General features: G+C 73.3%; 20 protein-coding genes and 1 pseudogene. 15 read left to right on the forward strand and 6 right to left on the reverse strand.

The window, feature by feature from the left end; translation table 11 throughout:
* Positions 1-10: 10 nt before the first annotated feature.
* The 4 genes from ACFYV5_RS05450 to ACFYV5_RS05465 all read left to right on the forward strand — a co-directional run bounded on the left by ACFYV5_RS05450 (position 11) and on the right by ACFYV5_RS05465 (position 1,989).
* Complete coding sequence (locus ACFYV5_RS05450; RefSeq protein WP_389164643.1) at positions 11-682, forward strand: dienelactone hydrolase family protein; 672 nt, start codon at positions 11-13, stop codon at positions 680-682.
* Positions 679-822, forward strand: a complete 144-nt coding sequence (locus ACFYV5_RS05455) for a hypothetical protein (RefSeq protein ID WP_389164646.1) — start codon at positions 679-681, stop codon at positions 820-822. Before ACFYV5_RS05450 ends, ACFYV5_RS05455 begins: the two co-directional genes overlap by 4 nt.
* Complete coding sequence (locus ACFYV5_RS05460; protein ID WP_355109567.1) at positions 822-1,493, forward strand: phosphoribosyltransferase family protein; 672 nt, start codon at positions 822-824, stop codon at positions 1,491-1,493. The genes ACFYV5_RS05455 and ACFYV5_RS05460 overlap by 1 nt, the downstream gene beginning before the upstream one ends.
* Positions 1,494-1,587: 94 nt before the next feature.
* Positions 1,588-1,989, forward strand: coding sequence for a ChaB family protein (locus tag ACFYV5_RS05465; RefSeq protein ID WP_355109565.1), 402 nt, complete (start codon positions 1,588-1,590; stop codon positions 1,987-1,989).
* Positions 1,990-2,129: 140 nt separating this feature from the next.
* Here ACFYV5_RS05465 and ACFYV5_RS05470 read toward each other — a convergent pair whose 3' ends face one another.
* From ACFYV5_RS05470 to ACFYV5_RS05480, 3 genes are all read right to left on the reverse strand, one after another.
* Positions 2,130-2,840, reverse strand: coding sequence for a DUF6215 domain-containing protein (locus ACFYV5_RS05470; protein WP_389164649.1), 711 nt, complete (start codon positions 2,838-2,840; stop codon positions 2,130-2,132).
* Between the two features lie 221 nt (positions 2,841-3,061).
* Positions 3,062-3,634 (reverse strand): antibiotic biosynthesis monooxygenase, encoded by a 573-nt coding sequence (locus tag ACFYV5_RS05475; RefSeq protein WP_355109561.1) that lies wholly within the window; start codon positions 3,632-3,634, stop codon positions 3,062-3,064.
* Positions 3,635-3,864: 230 nt separating this feature from the next.
* Positions 3,865-4,485, reverse strand: coding sequence for a sigma-70 family RNA polymerase sigma factor (locus ACFYV5_RS05480; RefSeq protein WP_389164652.1), 621 nt, complete (start codon positions 4,483-4,485; stop codon positions 3,865-3,867).
* A gap of 75 nt (positions 4,486-4,560) precedes the next feature.
* Between ACFYV5_RS05480 and ACFYV5_RS05485 the strand changes: the two genes are divergently transcribed.
* The 3 genes and pseudogenes from ACFYV5_RS05485 to ACFYV5_RS05495 form a co-directional block, all read left to right on the forward strand.
* On the forward strand, positions 4,561-5,388 hold the full coding sequence (locus tag ACFYV5_RS05485) for an alpha/beta fold hydrolase (protein WP_389164655.1): 828 nt from the start codon (positions 4,561-4,563) through the stop codon (positions 5,386-5,388).
* A gap of 270 nt (positions 5,389-5,658) precedes the next feature.
* Positions 5,659-6,618, forward strand: a complete 960-nt coding sequence (gene opcA / locus ACFYV5_RS05490; RefSeq protein ID WP_389164657.1) for a glucose-6-phosphate dehydrogenase assembly protein OpcA — start codon at positions 5,659-5,661, stop codon at positions 6,616-6,618.
* Positions 6,619-6,666: 48 nt separating this feature from the next.
* Positions 6,667-7,378 (forward strand): annotated as a pseudogene (locus ACFYV5_RS05495) (GNAT family N-acetyltransferase); the annotation flags it as partial.
* 343 nt (positions 7,379-7,721) lie between these two features.
* Here the strand turns inward: ACFYV5_RS05495 and ACFYV5_RS05500 are convergent.
* Positions 7,722-8,153 carry a protein-tyrosine phosphatase family protein gene (locus ACFYV5_RS05500; RefSeq protein WP_389164660.1) on the reverse strand — a complete coding sequence of 144 codons (432 nt, stop codon included), beginning with the start codon at positions 8,151-8,153 and terminating at the stop codon, positions 7,722-7,724.
* 135 nt (positions 8,154-8,288) lie between these two features.
* On the opposite strand from ACFYV5_RS05500, the gene ACFYV5_RS05505 reads away from it, so the two are divergent.
* On the forward strand, positions 8,289-9,641 hold the full coding sequence (locus tag ACFYV5_RS05505; protein WP_355109549.1) for an aromatic acid/H+ symport family MFS transporter: 1,353 nt from the start codon (positions 8,289-8,291) through the stop codon (positions 9,639-9,641).
* Between the two features lie 103 nt (positions 9,642-9,744).
* On the opposite strand, the gene ACFYV5_RS05510 is transcribed toward ACFYV5_RS05505, so the two are convergent.
* Entirely contained in the window at positions 9,745-10,923 is a 1,179-nt protein-coding gene (locus ACFYV5_RS05510) for a 4-hydroxybenzoate 3-monooxygenase (RefSeq protein ID WP_389164665.1), read from the reverse strand.
* A gap of 155 nt (positions 10,924-11,078) precedes the next feature.
* Here ACFYV5_RS05510 and ACFYV5_RS05515 point away from each other — a divergent pair, with 155 nt between their 5' ends.
* Positions 11,079-12,806, forward strand: a complete 1,728-nt coding sequence (locus tag ACFYV5_RS05515) for an IclR family transcriptional regulator C-terminal domain-containing protein (RefSeq protein ID WP_389164668.1) — start codon at positions 11,079-11,081, stop codon at positions 12,804-12,806.
* 90 nt (positions 12,807-12,896) lie between these two features.
* Here the strand turns inward: ACFYV5_RS05515 and ACFYV5_RS05520 are convergent, their stop codons facing one another.
* Positions 12,897-13,358, reverse strand: a complete 462-nt coding sequence (locus ACFYV5_RS05520) for a MarR family transcriptional regulator (RefSeq protein ID WP_355109543.1) — start codon at positions 13,356-13,358, stop codon at positions 12,897-12,899.
* A 183-nt stretch (positions 13,359-13,541) separates the two neighbouring features.
* On the opposite strand from ACFYV5_RS05520, the gene ACFYV5_RS05525 reads away from it, so the two are divergent.
* The 6 genes from ACFYV5_RS05525 to pcaD are packed head-to-tail and all read left to right on the forward strand — an operon-like array spanning position 13,542 to position 18,788.
* Positions 13,542-14,294, forward strand: coding sequence for a CoA transferase subunit A (locus ACFYV5_RS05525; RefSeq protein ID WP_355109541.1), 753 nt, complete (start codon positions 13,542-13,544; stop codon positions 14,292-14,294).
* Positions 14,291-14,941 (forward strand): CoA transferase subunit B, encoded by a 651-nt coding sequence (locus tag ACFYV5_RS05530; protein ID WP_355109539.1) that lies wholly within the window; start codon positions 14,291-14,293, stop codon positions 14,939-14,941. The genes ACFYV5_RS05525 and ACFYV5_RS05530 overlap by 4 nt, the downstream gene beginning before the upstream one ends.
* Before the next feature lie 30 nt (positions 14,942-14,971).
* Positions 14,972-15,742 (forward strand): protocatechuate 3,4-dioxygenase subunit beta, encoded by a 771-nt coding sequence (gene pcaH / locus ACFYV5_RS05535; RefSeq protein ID WP_389164672.1) that lies wholly within the window; start codon positions 14,972-14,974, stop codon positions 15,740-15,742.
* A 6-nt stretch (positions 15,743-15,748) separates the two neighbouring features.
* The gene (gene pcaG, locus ACFYV5_RS05540) at positions 15,749-16,306 is read left to right on the forward strand and encodes a protocatechuate 3,4-dioxygenase subunit alpha (protein WP_355109535.1); all 558 of its coding nucleotides are present in this window, start codon (positions 15,749-15,751) and stop codon (positions 16,304-16,306) included.
* Complete coding sequence (gene pcaB, locus ACFYV5_RS05545) at positions 16,303-17,643, forward strand: 3-carboxy-cis,cis-muconate cycloisomerase (RefSeq protein ID WP_389164674.1); 1,341 nt, start codon at positions 16,303-16,305, stop codon at positions 17,641-17,643. The genes pcaG and pcaB overlap by 4 nt, the downstream gene beginning before the upstream one ends.
* Positions 17,640-18,788, forward strand: a complete 1,149-nt coding sequence (gene pcaD / locus ACFYV5_RS05550) for a 3-oxoadipate enol-lactonase (RefSeq protein WP_389164676.1) — start codon at positions 17,640-17,642, stop codon at positions 18,786-18,788. Before pcaB ends, pcaD begins: the two co-directional genes overlap by 4 nt.
* The last annotated feature ends 21 nt before the right edge of the window (positions 18,789-18,809 follow it).

Genomic DNA, 18,809 nt, shown 5'->3' on the forward strand with positions numbered 1-18,809 from the left:
GAAGGAGACGATGACGGTGGCGACCTCGCAAGCGGTGTCCATACCGGCCGACGGCTCCGCGATAGCCGGTGACCTGGTCCTTCCTCCGCGGTCCGAGACGGTGGTGCTCTTCGCCCACGGCAGCGGCAGTTCACGCCACAGTCCCCGCAACAGGGCCGTGGCCGAGGCTCTGCAGGAGTCGGGCCTCGGCACCCTGCTCATGGACCTGCTGACCCCGGAGGAGGAGCGCCTGGACCTGGTGACGGCCCAGCACCGGTTCGACATCGGGCTGCTGGGACGGCGTCTGGTGTCCGCGATGGACTGGCTCGGTGAGCAGCCCGCCACCGCGGATCTGCCCCTGGGGCTCTTCGGCGCGAGCACCGGAGCCGCGGCCGCGCTCGTGGCGGCGGCCGAGCGGCCCGGCCGTGTGCGGTCCGTCGTGTCCCGTGGCGGCCGGCCCGATCTGGCGGGCGACGCCCTGGGCCGGGTGCGGGCACCGGTCCTCCTGATCGTGGGCGGCGACGACACGGCCGTCCTGGGCATGAACCGCGAGGCGGCGGGGCTGCTCCGCGTGTCGCACCGGGTGCATGTGGTCCCCGGAGCGACGCATCTCTTCGAGGAGCCCGGAGCCCTGGAGGAGGTCGCCGAGGCGGCGCGCGCGTGGTTCCTGCGTCCCGGAGGCGAGGAGGAGGACGCGCGATGAGCTCCTCCCTCGCGGGGGCGGCGACGTCAGCACCCACGCGTCCGACCAGGGACTCCGCACTCCCGCTCGAAAGCCTGGAGCCGCTGGACGTCGGCGATCGCTACGACGTCGTCCGTTCCGTTTCCAAGGAGGACCACTGATGCGCTTCTACGACCACCGTCAGGCCGGTGAGGAACTCGCCCTCCGGCTCCTCGAACGGGCGGGTGACGGCGACCTCACCGACGCGGTCGTCCTGGCCCTGCCGCGCGGTGGAGTGCCCGTCGCCGCGGAGGTCGCCAGGGCGCTCAAGGCGCCACTGGACGTACTGGTGGCGCGCAAGATCGGCGCACCCGGCAGTCCGGAGGTGGGCATCGGGGCGATCGCCGGGGAGGACCCCCCGGTCTTCGACACGCGGGCCCTGCGCATGCTCGGCCTCACGGAGGAGGATCTCGCCGCCGATGTGGCACGGGAGAGGACCGAGCTGCACCGCCGCGAAGCGCTGTACCGGGACGGGCGCCCCGCGCTCGACGTCGAAGGCCGGACGGTGATCCTGGTCGACGACGGACTCGCCACGGGCGTCACGGCGCGAGCCGCGCTCCGCCTTCTGCGGTCGCGCCGTCCGGCCCGCCTGGTCCTGGCCGTGCCGGTCTGCGCCCCGGAGGCCGCGCGGGAGATCGGGCGGGAGGCCGACGACCTCGTGTGCCTGCACGGGCCGAGTTCGTTCCGGTCCGTCGGTGAGTGGTACGAGGAGTTCGCGCAGGTCTCCGACAACGAGGTGATCTCCACGCTGCGCCGCCCTGACGTAGCGCCCACGGAGGCGGAGGCGGAGTGAAAGGGCCGGGCGGGCAGGCGGGACCGGCCCGATGCGGCGGCGTTTCGTACGAGAGCGCCGGGGCAGGCGCCCCGCATCGCATCGGAGGTGAACCATGCCAGGACGCGAAGAGCTTCCTTCGACGCTGGAGCGCTCACCCAAGGACGCCCAGCGCACCTGGATCAAGGCCCACGACTCGGCTGTGGATCAGTACGGGGAGGGCGAGCGCGCGCACCGGGTCGCTTTCAGCGCGCTCAAGCACAAGTACGAGAAGGTCGCGGACCACTGGGAGCGGAAGGAGCACGGCCGCAAGGGACCCTCGGACGCGCGTGCCGCGACGCCCCGGGAGCAGCCGGCCGCGAGCGGTGAGGGCGTCGACGAACAGGCCACGAAGCAGCACCTGTACGACCTGGCCCAGCGGATGGACATCAGCGGCCGGTCGAGAATGAGCAGGTCGGAACTGCTGGAAGCGATCCGCAAGGAGAACCGCTCGCGGACGCGCAAGGCCCGATCCTGAGGCGAGACGCAGGACGCGCCCCGAGTGGCGGGGCTCCGGAGGCGCCGGAGCCGCGGGCCCAGGGCACGCCTCGAGCGGCGGGCTCATGGCACGCCGGAGGTCACGGGCTCTGGACACGCGCCCGGGCGTCGGCCCCGCCGTCACCCGGCGGTGGACCAGCCGGGGATGGTCGGTAGCACCTTCTCGGCGACGCGCAGCAGGGCCGCGTCGTCCGGCCATCCGCCGTCCTCGCGCCAGATGGCCAGGTCGAACGAACCACCGCTGTCCTTCGGATCCCGGGCCACGCTGAGGGCGCGGGCCGGGACGCCGGGACCGCCGCGCGCGTCGCCCCCGTCGAGGCGGAAGCTGATGCTGAGGGTGCGCTCCGCGTAGAAGACCGCCGGGCGGCCCAGAACCGTTCGCTCCTGTGCGCCGGGGCCCAGGTAGGCGGCGGATCCGGCCACCGCGAGACCGTCGGAGGCGGCCGACAACGTCACCGTGTAGGTCCCCAACTCGACGCGGGCCGAGGGAGTGATGACCTCCTTGCCGCCGACGGGCTTGAAGGTGCTGCTGCCGCCGCTGGCGCTCTTCGGCGTATCGCCCGGAGTGCCGAGGAGTTCGGCGAGGTCGGGGCGGTGCAACGCCTCGCACAACTGCGCCCCGGAGACGCGTTGAGGCGCCTTCCCGGTCTCCGCCGGCGCGGTCTCGGACTCGCTGCCGGAGCAGGTGACCGGCTGCGGGCCGCTCACCGGGGACGACGAGTCCGGGAACAGCAACACACCGGCACCGAGTGCCGCTATCAAGACCACGGCCGCGACGGCCTGCCCCCACGCGCCCGCGCCCTTCGGAAGCGCGTCGATGTCGTGTGCCATGTCCCCCGCCTGCGATGACCCCCGATATGTGCCCGGGGACCATAACCCCGTGATCATCAAGCGGACAAGCAGGTTAACCGCCCAGGTTGCCGCCGGAAGCCCTACCGCCGCGCGTGCGTAGCGGCACCTGCACCAGCACCGGCACCGGACCCCGTCGCCCTGGCCCCCGTCCGGGCCGACGCCCTCGTCTCAGGCCGCCCACGTCGAGTGGGGCCAGAGCCCTACCCGCTGAGCCAGCCGCGCAGGAGCCGGCTCACCGCCGGCATCGCCACGTACGTCATCAGGACGTTGAAGACGCACGCCATGACCGCGCTGCTGAGCAAGAGGGGCAGCGCGGTCAGGTGGGGGATCAGGAAGTAGCTGCCGAGCACGGAGATCGGGTAGATCGCCAGGGTCGCACTGATCGCCATCTTCCACCGCGGGGGCGCCGGACGCGTCGAGCCCGGCTTGGCGAACCAGGTCTCCATGCCGGTCAGCCGACGACGTGCGATCTCGGTGTGGTGGTGCCCCTCGCAGTCGTCGAACCAGGCCGCCCGCTCCGGTGACTCCTGCCAGGCCCGGCAGGCTTCCGCGTCACGGAATCGGTGGACGAGGAACCAAGGGGCGTCGCCTCCCGAGGAGCGGAAGAGGCCGTAGCCGAGATGGCCGGGAAATCTGGCCGCGCTGTCGAGAATGCCCTGCGCCCACTGTTCGAAGGCGGCTTCGTATCCGGGCTCCACCCGGCGGGCTATCAGCAGGGTCACCTCGCCGGTATCGGCGGGGACAGTGGCGTGCTCGAGGCTCACCGCAGTCACTCGTACTCCTCATGATCACACCGCGCCCGCGCCCACTCTACGCTGCGCCCGTCCTGCCCGTCCCGACCCGTCCTCCAGTCCGACGCCCCGTCACCGGCCACGCCGACCCCGCGGCACAAAGGTGGTGCACCGGGTGGCAGTCATCGGCGGGGGTGACGGGGGTGCGGCCGTCGCCAAGGCGCTGGAGAGCGAGGCGAAGGTCGTCGTCATCGATCCCCTGCCCCTCCACCTCACGGGGTCCGGGAGGCGGTCGCGAGGCGGTCGCGCTGGATGCGGTGGGCCAGGGTACGGCGTACCGAGGGGGACGCGGTCGGGGGCACCTTCGTGGGGACGTCGAGGCCCCGGCCGATGGCGTCGTACGCGGCTTGGAAGGCGGCGGGCAGCCGGTCCCGGTGGGCCCTCAGGTCCTCTTCGACGAGGCGCCGCAGCTCGTCGACGTTCTGCGGGGTGAAACGCTTCCTCCCGCGGGTGATCGCGTCGACGGCGCGGGCGCAGCGCGCGGCTCCGTGGCAAGACTCCGCGATCTCCTCGGCCAGCCCCCAGAGGCGTCCTTCGAGCCATGGGATGTCGTGCTGGTCGAGGGAGAGTTCCACCGGCGGCAGCGGGTCGGCCGGCTTGTGCTTCGCCACCTGCTTGGACACCGCGGGCTGGCTCATGTCGGCGAGCCGGGCGATCCGCTCCTGCGTCCAGCCGAGCCCGGCGAACAGCTGGATCATCTCGGCGCGGAGCTTCCGCATCTCCTCGCCCGCCCGGATGACCTCGTTCATGGCGGCGAGCATCCGCTCCGCCTGTTCCTCGGTCAGCGTCTCGGGGGGCGGGTGGCTCCCGTATGTGTCCTCTGTGCCTGCCATGACACGGTTATACACCACCCGAACTGCTGTCATAACCAGGTTGTACAACCTGGTTGTGCGTGCAAGGAGCCCGTCATGCCCACCTTCCCCGCCTTTGACGGAACCCGCCTCGCCTACCGTACGGAGGGAGTCGGCGACCCCGTCGTCTGTATCTCCGGAGGACCCGCTGACTCCCGCTACCTCGGCGACCTCGGCGGCCTGTCCGCACACCGCCGTCTGATCCTTCCGGACTCGCGCGGAACCGGCCGGTCCGCGATTCCCGCTGACACCTCCTCGTACCGCTGCGATCGCCTCGTCGACGACGTCGAGGCCCTGCGCGAGCACCTCGGCCTGCCGCGCATGGACCTCCTCGGCCACTCCGGCGGCGCGAACCTCGCGGTGCGGTACGTCGCCCGGTACCCGGAGCGTGTCGGCAGGCTGGCCCTGATCACCCCCGGAACCGCGGCCGTCGGCGTCACGATCACCGGGGAGATGCGGCGCGAGAGCGCGCGGCTCCGTGGCGACGAACCGTGGTTTCCGGCGGCGTTCGCCGCCCTGGAGGCGATCACCGGGGGAACGGGCGGCGACTGGGAGGCCATCGCCCCCTTCTTCTGGGGCCGTTGGGACGCCGCGGCACGGCAGCACCACGCGGCGAGTCGGCCGGCCAACGCGGAGGCGGCCGCCGGCTTCGGAGCCGACGGCGCCTTCGACCCGCCGGCCACCCGTGCGGCGCTCGCCGCGTTCCGCGCCCCCGTCCTGTTGCTCGCCGGGGAGTTCGACCTCAACAGCCCACCCGCGTCGACGGCCGAGTTCGCCGGACTCTTCCCCGACGCCTCACTCGTCGTGCAGTCGGGGGCCGGCCACTACCCGTGGATCGACGACCCGGACCGGTTCGTCGCGGCCACGGCGGCCTTCCTGCGCTGACGCCTTGGCCCCCGCGGGGCCTCCCTCGCGCCGTGGGCCGGGCGCTCCCGCGCACCCTGTAGGCACGTAGGGCAGGCAGGCCGTGCCCCGAAGTTCACCGGAACCGACCACTCCATGCTGCAGACTTCCTTCGTCGTCGACGACACGACGGTCACCGTCGGCCGACACCGCACGAGACGGTCCGCGCGCCGGGCGGAAGGGAAGAACCCCGCTCGCCCGGACGCTTACCGTTACAGCGATCGCACGCGACAGAAGGAACGGGCGCCGGCCATGAAGATCGATCTCACGGACACCACCTCCAGCAAGATCAACAAGGCGATCGTCGAAGGCCGCAGGGCCGTCGGCACGCCCGCCGTCGGCATGGTGCTGACCCTCGTGATCGTCACGGACGAGGAGAACGCCTACGACGCGCTGAAGGCCGCGAACGAGGCCTCCCGCGAACACCCCTCCCGTACCCTCGTCGTCATCAAGCGCCACGCCCGCTCGCCCCGGGGCCGTCACGAGGCGCGTCTGGACGCGGAGGTCCGCGTCGGCACCGACGCGGGTGCGGGCGAGACCGTCCTTCTGCGTCTGCACGGCGAACTCGGCGCCCGCGCCGACTCCGTCGTCCTGCCCCTGCTGCTCCCGGACGCCCCCGTCGTCGTCTGGTGGCCGGCCGAGGCCCCCGGCGTGCCGTCCACGGACCCGCTCGGCTCGCTGGCCCAGCGCCGTATCACCGACGCCTACGCCGTCGAGGACCCGCTCGCCGCCCTCGCGGTCCGTGCGTCCTCCTACGCCCCCGGCGACACGGACCTCTCCTGGACCCGGCTCACCCCCTGGCGTTCGATGCTGGCCGCCGCACTGGACCAGGCGCGGACGACCGTCGTCTCGGCCGCGGTGGAGAGCGAGGCCGAGAACCCGAGCGCCGAACTGCTGGCCCGCTGGTTCGAGGACCGGCTGCGGGTACCGGTCGAACGGGTCGTCAGCGAGGGGCCGGTCGTCACCGCCGTACGCCTCGGCACGCCCGACGGCGAGATCCGGATCGACCGACCGGAGGGTCCGGTGGGCATGCTGTCGATCCCGGGCCAGCCGAGCCGTGTCCTCGCCTTGAAGGTGCGTACGACCGCCGAGTTGATCGCGGAGGAGCTGCGCAGGCTCGACCCCGACGAGATCTACGCCTCGGCACTGCGGACCCAGGCGCCTCAGGCACTCTCCGCGTCCCAGGTGTCCGAGGTGTCCGCGGCGCCTTAGGCCGTGTCCCTGCGGTCGTCGGACGCCGGCCCGACGGAAACCCCGTGCGGACGGATTCTCGCCGTCGGACTGCTGGACGGTCCCGGACTGCTGGACGGTCCCGGGCTGTTGCGGCTGACGATCGCCCCGGACGCTCAGCGGGACGAGGAGCTGGCGCAGCAGGTGGTCGACGACGTGACCGAGCCGGACCGCGGTGTGCTGCCCGCGGGGAAGGCGAACATCGAGGCGCCGACGGGCGCACTGGTCCACGATCTGCTGTCCGAGGACGGCTGGAACACCGACGAGCCGTGGACGCCGCTGCGCCGCGACCTCACGGAGCCGGTGGACGACCCGGGCGTACGGATCGAGGTGGTCGGGCCGGAGCGGGCCCACGCGTTCGCCGCCGTACATCGGGGCGGCGTTCGACGGGTCGAGGTTCACGGAGGAGCACTGGCGGGCGATGGCGGCCGGATCGCCGTACGTCGACGCCCGGTGTCTGGTCGCGTATGACGACCAGGGCGACGCGGTGGCGGCGGTGACGGTGTGGTCGGCCGGTCCGGGGAGGCCAGGGTTGCTCGAACCGATGGGCGTGCACCGGGAACACCGCCGTCGGGGATACGGCGAGGCGATCGGCGTCGCCGCGGCGGCCGCACTCCAGGAGCTGGGCTCGTCGAGCGCGATCGTCTGCACCCCGAGCTCCAACGTCGGCGCCGTCGCCACGTACACGTCGGCCGGCTTCCGGCAACGCCCAGAGGTCCGGGACCGATACCGGGACTCCTGAGGGTCGCCCGCCCGGTGACTGCTGGTCACGCGGCCGGCCTGGTGCGGAAACCGCGTGGCTTCCGAGTTCGCGGCGCCGGTATCGTCCGGTTCCCCGACCCGCCGCCGTACCGGCGGACTACGTTCAGAGAGCGATGCACATGACCAGCCGCCAGGCAACGACGACCCTGTGGCGCCCCACCGGCCCCGAGGAGCTGGACGACTTCAACGCCCACATGGTCGGCGAGATCCATGTGGCCCACGAGTTCCGCTGAGGCGGGAAGGCCGGCGCGAGGACGGGGTCCTCTGCCGGTTGCGGCCGTCATGACGCACGGACCGCCTGACCCGGCCCGCCAGGGGCGCGCCTACGCGGCGAACCGCCGTACGTACCGCTTCTGCCAGGGCGTCTCGACCGCACGGGGGTGGTACGCGCGGCGGACGAAATCCACCGCCCGGTCGGCCGGTACGCCGTCGAGAACGGCGAGGCACGCGAGGGCGGTGCCGGTCCGGCCGATGCCGCCTCCGCAGGCGATCTCGACCCGCTCGGACGCGGCCCGGGCCCACGCCTCGGCCAGGACGTCACGGGCCTGCGCGTGGTCGGCCGGCAGGCGGAAGTCCGGCCAGCGCAGCCACCGCGATTCCCAGGAGACCTCCGGCGGGTGTTTGCCGAGCAGATGGACGGCGAAGTCGGGAGTCTGCCCCGCCGGCAGCGGGTTCCGCAGCCCGCGACCCCGCACCACGCGCCCGGAGGGCAACTCCAGTACACCGGTGTCCGTCGGATTCCAGAGTGTCGTCACGTGTCCACCGTAACGGGCCGCTCGCACCGAGGGTGCGCACTCATTGACACCCGTACGTCCCGCCCCGACACTCGTGCCACCTGTCAGTGAAGCAATATTCACCAGGCGAACGAGCCATGCGATTCAGGGACATACATGACCTCCACCTCCTCCCCGCCCCGCGCCCCCCACACCTTCCGCACCGTCTTCCCCGTGCTGGCCCTCTGCTGGCTCGCCGTGTTCTTCGACGGCATGGACGTGAACATCTACGGCGCCGTGATGCCGCACATGCTCGACGACGCCGGCTTTGGGCTCACCCCCGCGGCCGCCGGCACGATCGGCAGCTGGACCACCTTCGGGATGCTCGTCGGGGCGCTCGCCGCCGGGAACGTCACCGACTGGCTGGGGCGCCGGCCCATGCTCGTGGCCAGCGTCGTGCTCTTCTCCGTGGGTTCCGGCCTCTGCGCGCTGGCCGGAGACGTCACCCTGTTCGGTGCCGGCCGCTTCGTCGCGGGCCTCGGGCTCGGCGGACTCATGCCGCTCTGTCTCGCGATGGTCCTGGAGTTCGCCCCACCCCGCCGGGCCGCCCTCATGACCGGGCTCCTGATGACCTCGTACCATGCGGGCGGCATGGCGGCGACCGGCCTCGGGCTGACCCTCGCGCCCGCCGCCGGCTGGCGCTGGGTCTTCTGGGCGGGCGTCCTGCCGGCTGTCATCGCCGTCCCGCTGCTCCTCAAGCTGCTGCCCGAGTCGCCCGGCGTCCTGCTCGCGCGCGGCGAGCGGGAGCGCGCCGACGCGATCGCCGACCGCTACGGACTCGCCCGCCCCACCGCCGTCCAGGCCCCGGCCGCCGGCGCGAAGGGCCGGATCGACGCGATACGGGCGCTGTTCCGCCCCGAGTCACGCTGGGCCACCCCGCTGCTCTGGCTGGCGTCGTTCTGCGGACTGCTCCTCGTCTACGGAGTGTCCACCTGGCTGCCGCAGATGATGCGCGCCTCCGGTTACGGACTCAGCTCCTCGGTCAGCTTCCTGATGGTCATCAACGCGGGCGGCATCGTCGGCATGCTGATCGCCGGACGCACCGCCGACCGCTTCGGCGCGGTCCGCGTCTCCGCGATCTGGTTCGTCCTCACGGCGGCGGGCGCGCTTCTGCTCAAGGCCCAACTGCCGCTCGGTGTCACCTATGTCGTCGTCGCCGTCACCGGCGTCTGGCTCTTCAGCGCCCAGGTCATGGTCTACGCGGCCACCGGCACCGTCTATCGCGACAGCGAGCGCGCCGCGGGCCTCGGACTGGTCACCGGGGTGGGCCGCACCGGTGCGGTCGTCGGTCCGTGGCTGGTCGGCGTGCTCGCCTCGAACGGCAACCAGGGCTGGGGCTTCACCGCCTTCGCGCTGGCCGGGCTGGTGGGCGCGACCGCCATCTCCCTGGTCCCGCTCGCCCGCCGGTACGGTCGCGGTGGCGCCGCGAACGCCCAGGCCCGCCCCGCCGCCCGCCTGGCCCAGGACTGAGGGCCCGCGCGAGCCGAGAGCGCGGCGAGAGCGAGCCGAGAGCGCGGCGAGGGCCGGCCCTCGCCGCGCTCTCGCCGCACTCTCGCGCGGTCGACCCTCGCGATCAGAGCGGCAACCCGGCATAGTTCTGGGCCAGTTCGGCCGCGGCGTGCGGTGAGGTCGCGATCCGTTCGAGCTGGGAGAGCTGGAGCCTGGTGTCGAAGACCGACTGCCCGGGATCGGTGTGCAGCGTCGTCGTCATGAAGTACGAGAAGTGCTCGGCGCGCCAGACCCGGCGCAGGCAGGTGTCGGAGTACGCGTCGAGCAGCTCCGTGGAGCCGGTGGCGGACCACTGGGAGAAGGCACGAGCCAGGACGATCACATCGGCCGCGGCGAGATTGAGGCCCTTCGCGCCGGTCGGCGGGACGATGTGCGCCGCGTCCCCGGCGAGCAGCAGCCGCCCGTACCGCATCGGCTCGGTCACCGAACTGCGCATCGGCAGCACCGCCTTCTGGGTGACCGGGCCGCGATCGAGCCGCCACCCGGGCTCCGTGCCGAGCGCGAACCGGGCGTCCAGCTCGTCCCATATGCGCTCGTCGGACCAGTCGGCCGGGTCGGTGCCGTTCGGCACCTGGAGGTAGAGCCGGCTCACGGCCGGCGACCGCATGCTGGCCAGCGCGAACCCGCGCTCGGAGTGTGCGTAGATCAACTCGTCGTACACCGGCGGGGCTTCGGCGAGGATGCCGAGCCAGGAGTACGGGTACGTCCGCTCGTACGTCGAGCGTTCCGTCTCCGGGACCGCTGTGCGCGCGACCCCGTGGTAGCCGTCGCAGCCGACGACGTAGTCGCACGTCAGGGTCTGCTCGCGGCCCTCGTGGGTGTAACGGATCGTCGGGCGGTCCGTGTCGACGCCCTCCACCGCCCGCACCTCGGCGTCGAACAGCAGCGGTCCGCCGTCGGCGAGTTGCAGGGCGACCAGATCCTTGACCACCTCGGTCTGTGCGTAGACCCAGACCCGGCGGCCGTCGGCGAGCGAGGGGAAGTCGACCCGGTGCGCGCGTCCGTCGAAGCGCAGCTCGATGCCGTCGTGGGGCAGGCCCTCGGCGTCCAGCCGGGCCCCGGCCCCGGCGGCGCGCAGGGCGTCGACGGTGGCCTGCTCGAGGATTCCGGCGCGCTGGCGGCGCTCGACGTAGGCGCGGTCGCGGGACTCCAGGACCACGCAGTCGACCCCGGCGTTGTGCAGCAGGCGGGCGAGCAGCAGCCCGGAGGGGCCGCCGCCGATGATCCCGACGGTGGTGTGCATGAGCTCTCCGTGTTCGTATAGTGAAATAAACTTCACTCAAGAGTGGGCCGAGTCTGCGCCCGTGTCGCTCGGCTGTCAACGCCCTGGCGTGGACGTGCTGGGCCCCTTCCGTCTCCATTCATTACGGTGTCCCCGAGATCCGTCAGGGAGAGTCCATGCCACCGACCGAAACCGCTCCGGCGCCGGACGCACCGCACGAGCGGAGCGTGCCGCAGGAGGCCGTCGCGCCGCTGATGCGCGGCCTGGCCGTGCTGCGCCGGCTCACCGACGCCGACGGGGCGCTCAGCCTCAGCGAGCTGGAGCGCACCACCGGCCTGGCCCGCTCCACGGTGGACCGGGTGACCGGCACGCTCGCCCGCATGGGATACGTCCGTCTCGACGGCCGCGATGTCTTCCTCGCCCCCCGGTTGATGGAACTCGGCAACGCCTATCTGGCCGCCCTCGGTCTGCCCGGCCTCCTCGGCGGCCCCGCCGACGCGCTCGCCGACGAACTCGACGAGTCGGTCTCCCTCGCGGTCGCCGACGGCGACGGCATCCGCTTCGTCCATCAGGCCACCCGTCGGCGCGCCATGTCCCTCAGCTTCCGCATCGGCGATCTGCTGCCCGCCGAACGTACCGCCCCAGGGGCGCTGTTCGCCGCCGACTGGACCGGGACGGAGTGGCAGCGCTGGCGCGCCCGGAGGACCGCCGACCCCCGGAGCGCCGGCTTTCCCGCCGTACCGCCCGGAGACGGGCCGGACGAGCGGGAGTTCGCGGCCCGCGCGGCGCGGGCGGGAGAGCGCGGCTGGGCCCTGGACGACCAGCTCATCGAACCCGGCCTGGTCGCCCTGGCCCTGCCCGTACGGGACGCGACGGGCACCGTGGCCTGTGTGGCCAGCGTGGTCAGCCACACCAGCCGCCACACCGCCGACTCGCTCCGCGAGGCCATGCTGCCCCGGCTGCGCGCCGCCGTGGCGTCCTGGGAGCAGCTGCTGCGGGATCACTCCGGTGGGACGGCGGACGTCACCGCCCCTGCCGCGGCGGCCGGAGCGCGGGACTCCGCGACCGTTCCGCCGGGCCCCGGCCTCGCCGACTGGACCCATGCCTCGAAGCAGGAACTCGGCCGCGGCTTCATCGAGTCCCTCGCCCGCGGGCTGACGGTCCTCACCGCCTTCGGCGAGAACCGGTCCGCGCTGCCCCTGACCGCCGTGGCCGAAGCGACCGGGCTCGCGAGGGCCACCGCCCGGCGGGCCCTGATCACCCTGGAGCACCTCGGCTACGTCACCACCGAGGGGCGGCTGTTCCGGCTCACGCCCCGGGTGCTCGCGCTCGGCTTCCCCCACCTCTCGCGGATGTCGCTCCCGCAGATCGCGGCGCCGCATCTCGCCGAACTGTCCCGGCGCGTCCACGACTCGGCCTCCCTCGCGGTGCTCGCCGGCGCCGACGTCCGCTACACGGCCCGGGTCGCGACCCGTCGCGTCATGAGCGTCCACATCACCGTCGGCACCCGCTTCCCCGCCCACGCCACCTCCCTGGGCCGGGTGATGCTCGCGGACCTGCCGCCCGAGGCGCGCGCCGCGTGGCTGGAGTCCATCGAGCCGGAGGCCCTGACCCCGTACACGGTCACCTCGCGCGCGGAGCTCGCCGCGATCCTGGAGCGGGTGCGGCAGCAGGGCTACGCCCTCGTCGACGAGGAGCTGGAGCAGGGGCTCCGGTCGATCGCCGTGCCGGTACGCGATCGCGCGGGCGTGGTCGTGGCCGCCGTCAACGTGGCCATGCACAGCAGCCGCCGCGGTGTCGGGGAGTGCGTCGACGACGTCCTCCCCGAGCTGCGCGCCACGGCCGCCCGGATCGAGGAGGACCTCCGCACGGCGGGACGGTTTGCCCGCGTTCCGGAGGTCTGAGCTCGGGCGCGTGCAGGCTCCGACCGCCTGCGTGTGCCGGGGGCTCTGCCCCCCGTGCGCGGCCCCCGGTCCCGGCCCCCGCCTCCCGTCTCAGGCCGAGGCGAGGGGCTCCGCCGGGGTGCGGAGCTGTTCCGCCGCGTCCGACACGCGCAGCAGCAGGCTCATGAACTGTGTCTGCTCCTCGGGCGAGAGAGGGGCGAGGAACACCTGGTTCATCCGCGCCGTCCGTGCGGTCAGCCCGCGGTGCGTCCGCTCCCCCTCCTCGGTCAGCCGCAGCAGGAAGCGGCGGCCGTCCTCCCGGTCGCGCACCTTGTCGAGCAGTCCGCGGCGGGTGAGTCGGCTGACGACCTCGGCGATGGTGGAGCGGTCCAGGCCCACGCGCTCGCCCACGGTCCGCTGGTCGAGGCCGGGCTCGGCCCTCAGCGCGTTCAGGACGCCGAACTGCGGGGAGGTGATCTCCTCCGAGACCATCGTCGTCCACAGCAGGTGGTGCGCCTGCTGGAGCCGCCGGGCCAGGTGCCCGGGATGGGTGGTCAGATCCACCGCGGCCATCGTCTGCCTCCGCCTCCGGTCGATGTCGTCGGTGTACGGAACGATACGCTCCCGCCCCTGACCGGCCCGGGTGGCTATTGACGGCCGTGAAGCGCGATGCCAGCATGGCCGCGTTGAACCGAATGCTCAGTGCACTGACTAAATACCGATGACGACCCTTTTCACGACGCGGAGGCATCTCGAATGGACAAGGTGGTCGCCACCGCCGCCGAGGCGGTGGCCGACATCGGGGACGGAGCGTCGCTCGCCGTGGGCGGCTTCGGCCTCAGCGGAGTGCCGAACGTGCTCATCGAGGCCCTGTACGGGCAGGGGACGAGCGCTCTCGGCGTGGTCTCGAACAACTGCGGTGCGCTCGACTCCGGCCTCGCCGTGCTGCTGGCCGCGGGACGGATCGCCCGGGTCACGGGCTCGTACATCGGGTCGAACAAGGAGTTCGCGCGGCAGTACCTCGCCGGCGAGCTGGAGGTCGAACTGATCCCCCAGGGCACGCTCGCCGAGCGGCTGCGCGCCGGCGGCTGCGGCATCCCCGCCTTCTACACCCCCGCGGGCGTGGGCACCCAGGTCGCCGAGGGCGGCCTGCCCTGGCGCTACGACGGCGACGGAGGGGTCGCGCTGGCCTCGCCGCCCAAGGAGGTCCGACTGTTCGACGGGGTCGAGTACGTCCTGGAGCGCGGCATCCGCACGGACTTCGCGCTCGTCCGTGCCGCCCGCGGCGACCGCCACGGCAACCTCGTCTTCAACAAGTCGGCACGGAACTTCAACCCCCTCGCCGCGATGGCCGGAAAGGTGACGGTCGCCGAGGTCGAGGAGCTCGTCGAACCGGGCGAGCTCGATCCCGACGCGGTGCATCTGCCCGGCGTCTTCGTCCAGCGCGTGGTGGCCCTGACCCCCGAACAGGCCCGGGAGAAGCGCATAGAGAAGAGGACCACGCGATGAGCTGGACCCGTGACCAGATGGCCGCTCGCGCCGCGCGCGAGCTGAAGGACGGTCAGTACGTCAACCTGGGCATCGGACTGCCCACCCTGATCCCCAACCACCTCCCCGAGGGCGTGGAGGTGGTCCTCGAGTCGGAGAACGGCATCCTGGGCACCGGCCCCTACCCGGCCGAGGACGAGGTCGACCCCGATCTGATCAACGCCGGCAAGGAGACCGTCACCGTCCTGCCCGGGGCCTCCTACTTCGACTCCGCGCTCTCCTTCGGGATGATCCGGGGCGGGCACATCGACGTCGCCGTGCTCGGCGCCATGCAGGTCTCGGCGCGCGGCGACCTCGCCAACTGGGCCGTACCCGGCAAGCTGATCACCGGAATCGGCGGGGCGATGGACCTGGTCCACGGCGCCCGGACCGTCATCGTCGTGATGACCCACACCGCCAAGGACGGCACGCCGAAGATCGTGGAGGAGTGCACCCTCCCGCTGACCGGCCGGGGCTGTGTCGACCGGATCGTCACCGACCTCGGCGTCCTCGACGTCACCGACGACGGACTCGTCCTCGTCGAGACGGCACCCGGCGTCGACCCCGCCGACCTCCTCGCCAGGACGGCCGCCACGGTCCACCACGCCCTCGACGTCTCCACCCGCTGACCCGCCCGCTGACACACCCCGGGAATCCCCATGGCCCTCACCCAGTCGGACATCGACACCGAGATCGGCGACCTCCAGGACGCGTACGACAAGGAGCTGGCCGCCGGCGCGACGCCCCGCAGCCATCCGGCCCGCGACTACGCCCCGTACCGCAGCTCGCTGCTCCGCCATCCCCACCAGCTGCTCGTGGCCGTGAACGGCGGCGACCCCGAGACGGTGGAGCTCTCCGGCCCCGTCTTCGGACCGACCGACATCACCGAGATCGACAACGACCTCACCCGCCGGCACCCGGGCGAGCCGCTCGGCGAACGGATCACCGTCTCCGGCCGCCTCCTCGACCGGACCGGCCGCCCCGTACGCGGCCAGCTCATCGAGCTGTGGCAGGCCAACGCCTCCGGCCGGTACGCCCACCTGCGCGACCAGCATCCGGCCCCGCTCGACCCCAACTTCACCGGCGTCGGCCGCACCCTCACCGACGACGAGGGCCGCTACACCTTCACGACGATCAAGCCGGGCGCGTACCCCTGGCGGAACCACACCAACGCGTGGCGCCCCGCCCACATCCACTTCTCCGTGTTCGGCACGGCGTTCACCCAGCGGCTCGTGACGCAGATGTACTTCCCCGGCGACCCGCTCTTCGCCTACGACCCGATCCTGCGCTCGGTCACCGACCGGGCCGCCCGCGAGCGGCTCGTCGCCACGTACGACCACGCGCTGTCGCGGCCCGAGTTCTCGCTCGGCTACGCCTGGGACATCGTCCTCGACGGCCCCTCCGCCACCTGGATCGAAGAAGGACGCTGACCCGAGATGACCCTGCTTCCCACCCCGTCCCACACCGTCGGCCCGTTCTACGGCTACGCCCTGCCCTTCCCCGAAGGGGAGCGGATAGCGCCGCACGGCCATCCGGAGCAGATCGTCCTGCACGGCCACGTGTACGACGGCGAGGGCGCCCCCGTCCCCGACGCGATCCTCGAGTTCTGGCAGGCCGCCCCCGACGGCTCGCTGACCGGCGCCCCCGGCTCGATGCGCCGCGACCCCGTGACCGGCGGCCACCTCGGCCGCAACGGCACCGACTTCACCGGCTTCGGCCGGGTCGCCACGGACGCCGACGGCCACTACGCGCTGTACACCCTCCCGCCCGGCAACGCGGGGCTGCCGTACATCAGCGTCTGCGTCTTCGCCCGCGGCCTTCTGCACCACCTCTTCACCCGCGCCTATCTGCGCGACGGCTCCGACCCGCTGCTCGACTCGCTGCCGGCCGCGCGCCGGGCCACGCTGCTCACACAACCCGGTGAGAACCGCACGTACGGTTTCGACATCCGCCTTCAGGGCGAGGACGAGACGGTCTTCCTGGAGTTCATGTGACACCCGAGCCCATCGACGCCGGACTGCTCGCCCCCGGACGGGCGGGCAGCCCGGCCGAGGCCGCGACCGCCGACGCCGCGTTCCTGCGGGCGCTGCTCGACGCGGAGGCGGCCCTCACGCGCGCCCAGGCGGCCACCGGCCAGGCACCGGCCGAGGCCGGCGACGCCGTCACGGCCGCCGCCGACGGCTCCCGCTTCGACGTCCGCGACCTCGCGCTGCGCGCCCGCTCCGGTGGCAACCCCGTCATCCCGCTGGTCGCCGATCTCACGGCCGCCGTGCCGGGGGAGTGGCGGGCGTACGTCCACCGCGGCGCCACCAGCCAGGACATCCTGGACACCGCGGCGATGCTCGTCGCGCGCCGCACGCTGGACCTGGTCCTCGACGACCTCGCCCGTACGGAGCGGGCACTCGCGGAACAGGCCGCCGCCCACCGGGACACGGCCATGCCCGGCCGGACCCTCACCCAGCACGCCGTGCCCACCACCTTCGGCCTCAAGGCGGCCGGCTGGCGCTCGCTGATCCTCGACGCCCGGGACCGGCTCCGGACCGTACGCGACTCCCTGCCCGCCCAACTGGGCGGCGCCGCCGGGACCTTGGCCGCCTTCGCGGGGTACGGGAACGAGACGGCCGGAGGTGCCGAACGGCTCGTCGTGGCCTACGCCCAGGAGACCGGCCTCGCGGCACCGGCGCTGCCCTGGCACGTCCTGCGCACCCCCATCGCGGACCTCGCGGGCGCCCTCGCCTTCACCGCCGGGGCACTCGGCAAGACCGCCGTCGACGTCCTCACCCTCTCCCGCACCGAGATCGCGGAGGTGACGGAGGGGACGGGCGGCGGTTCCTCCGCCATGCCGCACAAGGCGAACCCCGTCCGTGCCACGCTCGTCGCCTCGGCCGCGCGCCGCGCCCCGCACCTCGCCGCCGTCCTGTACGCCTCGATGGCCGCCGAGGACGAACGTCCGGCCGGCGCCTGGCACGCCGAGTGGGAGCCCCTGCGCGACCTGCTCCGCCTCGTCGGCGGCGCCGCCCGGGACACCGCGGAACTGGCGGAAGGACTGCGCGTCCACGCCGACCTCATGCGGGAACACCTCGGCCTCACCGGCGGGCTGATCGCCACCGAGCGGCTCTCCGTCGCCCTCGCGCCGCTCCTGGGCCGGGACCGCGCCAGGGAACTCCTCACGGACCTCACCCGGCGCGTCCGCCCCGAGGGGCCGTCGCTCCTCGAACTCCTCGCCGAAGTCCCGGAGTTGAAGGACGTCGACCTCGTCGAGCTCACCGACCCCACCCGCGGCACCGGCTCCGCCGGCGCCCTGACCGACCGCGCCCTGGAGCGACCGTGACCACCGCCGCACCGCCGCCGTACGCAGGACCGCACCACCGCGTCGAGGGGCCGCCCTCCGCACCGGTCCTGATCCTCGGCCCCTCCCTGGGCACCTCCACCGCCCTGTGGGACGCGGTCGCCCCCGAGCTGTCCGTGACCCACCGGGTCGTCCGATGGGACCTGCCCGGCCACGGCGGCTCCCCGGCCTCGCTCATCGGCCCCGGAGCGACCGTGGCCGACCTCGCGGACCTCGTCCTCGCCCTCGCCGACGCGCTCGGCGCCGAGCGCTTCTCGTACGCGGGCGTCTCCCTCGGCGGCGCCGTCGGCCTGCACCTCGCCGCCCACCACCCCGAGCGGGTGGAGCGCCTCGCGGTCCTCTGCTCCTCCGCCCACTTCGGCGGCTCCGCGCCGTGGCAGGAGCGCGCGGCGACCGTCCGGCGCGAGGGTCTCGCCGCACTCGCCGAAACCGCCGACACCCGCTGGTTCACCCCCGGCTTCACCGCGCCCGCCCTGGTCGACGACCACCGGAAGGCCGACCCCGACGCGTACGCCGCCTGCTGCGACGCCCTCGCCGCGTTCGACCTGCGGGACCGGCTGTCGTCGATCACCGCGCCCACGCTCCTCGTCGCCGGCCGCGAGGACCCGGCGACCCCGCCGGCCCATCTGCGGGAGATCGCGGACGCGGTGCCCGGCGCGACGCTCACCGAGCTCGCGGGCGCCTCCCATCTGGCCCCGGCCGAGCAGCCCGAGGCCGTCCTTGCGGCGCTGCGCGCCCACTTCACCGAAGGCGGCGCGCGGCGGGGCATGGAGGTCCGCCGTCAGGTCCTCGGTGACGCGCACGTGGACCGCGCCCAGGCCCGCCAGACCGCCTTCACGGCCCGCTTCCAGGACCTCATCTCCCGCTACGCCTGGGGCGAGATCTGGACCGACACCACCCTGTCGCGGCGTGAGCGGAGCCTGGTCACCCTCACCGCGCTCGTCGCCCACGGCCACCTCGAGGAGCTGGCCCTGCACGTGCGCGCGGCCCGCCGCAACGGCCTGAGCCCCGACGAGATCGGCGCCGTCCTGCTCCAGACCGCGGTGTACTGCGGCGTCCCGGCCGCCAACGCGGCCTTCGCCGTGGCCCAGCGGGTCCTCGCGGAGGAGGACGGGCCCGGGGAGTGAAGGCCCAGCGCCGGGGCCGGT

This window comes from Streptomyces sp. NPDC003035 (assembly GCF_042888285.1).
Classification (GTDB): Bacteria; Actinomycetota; Actinomycetes; order Streptomycetales; family Streptomycetaceae; genus Streptomyces.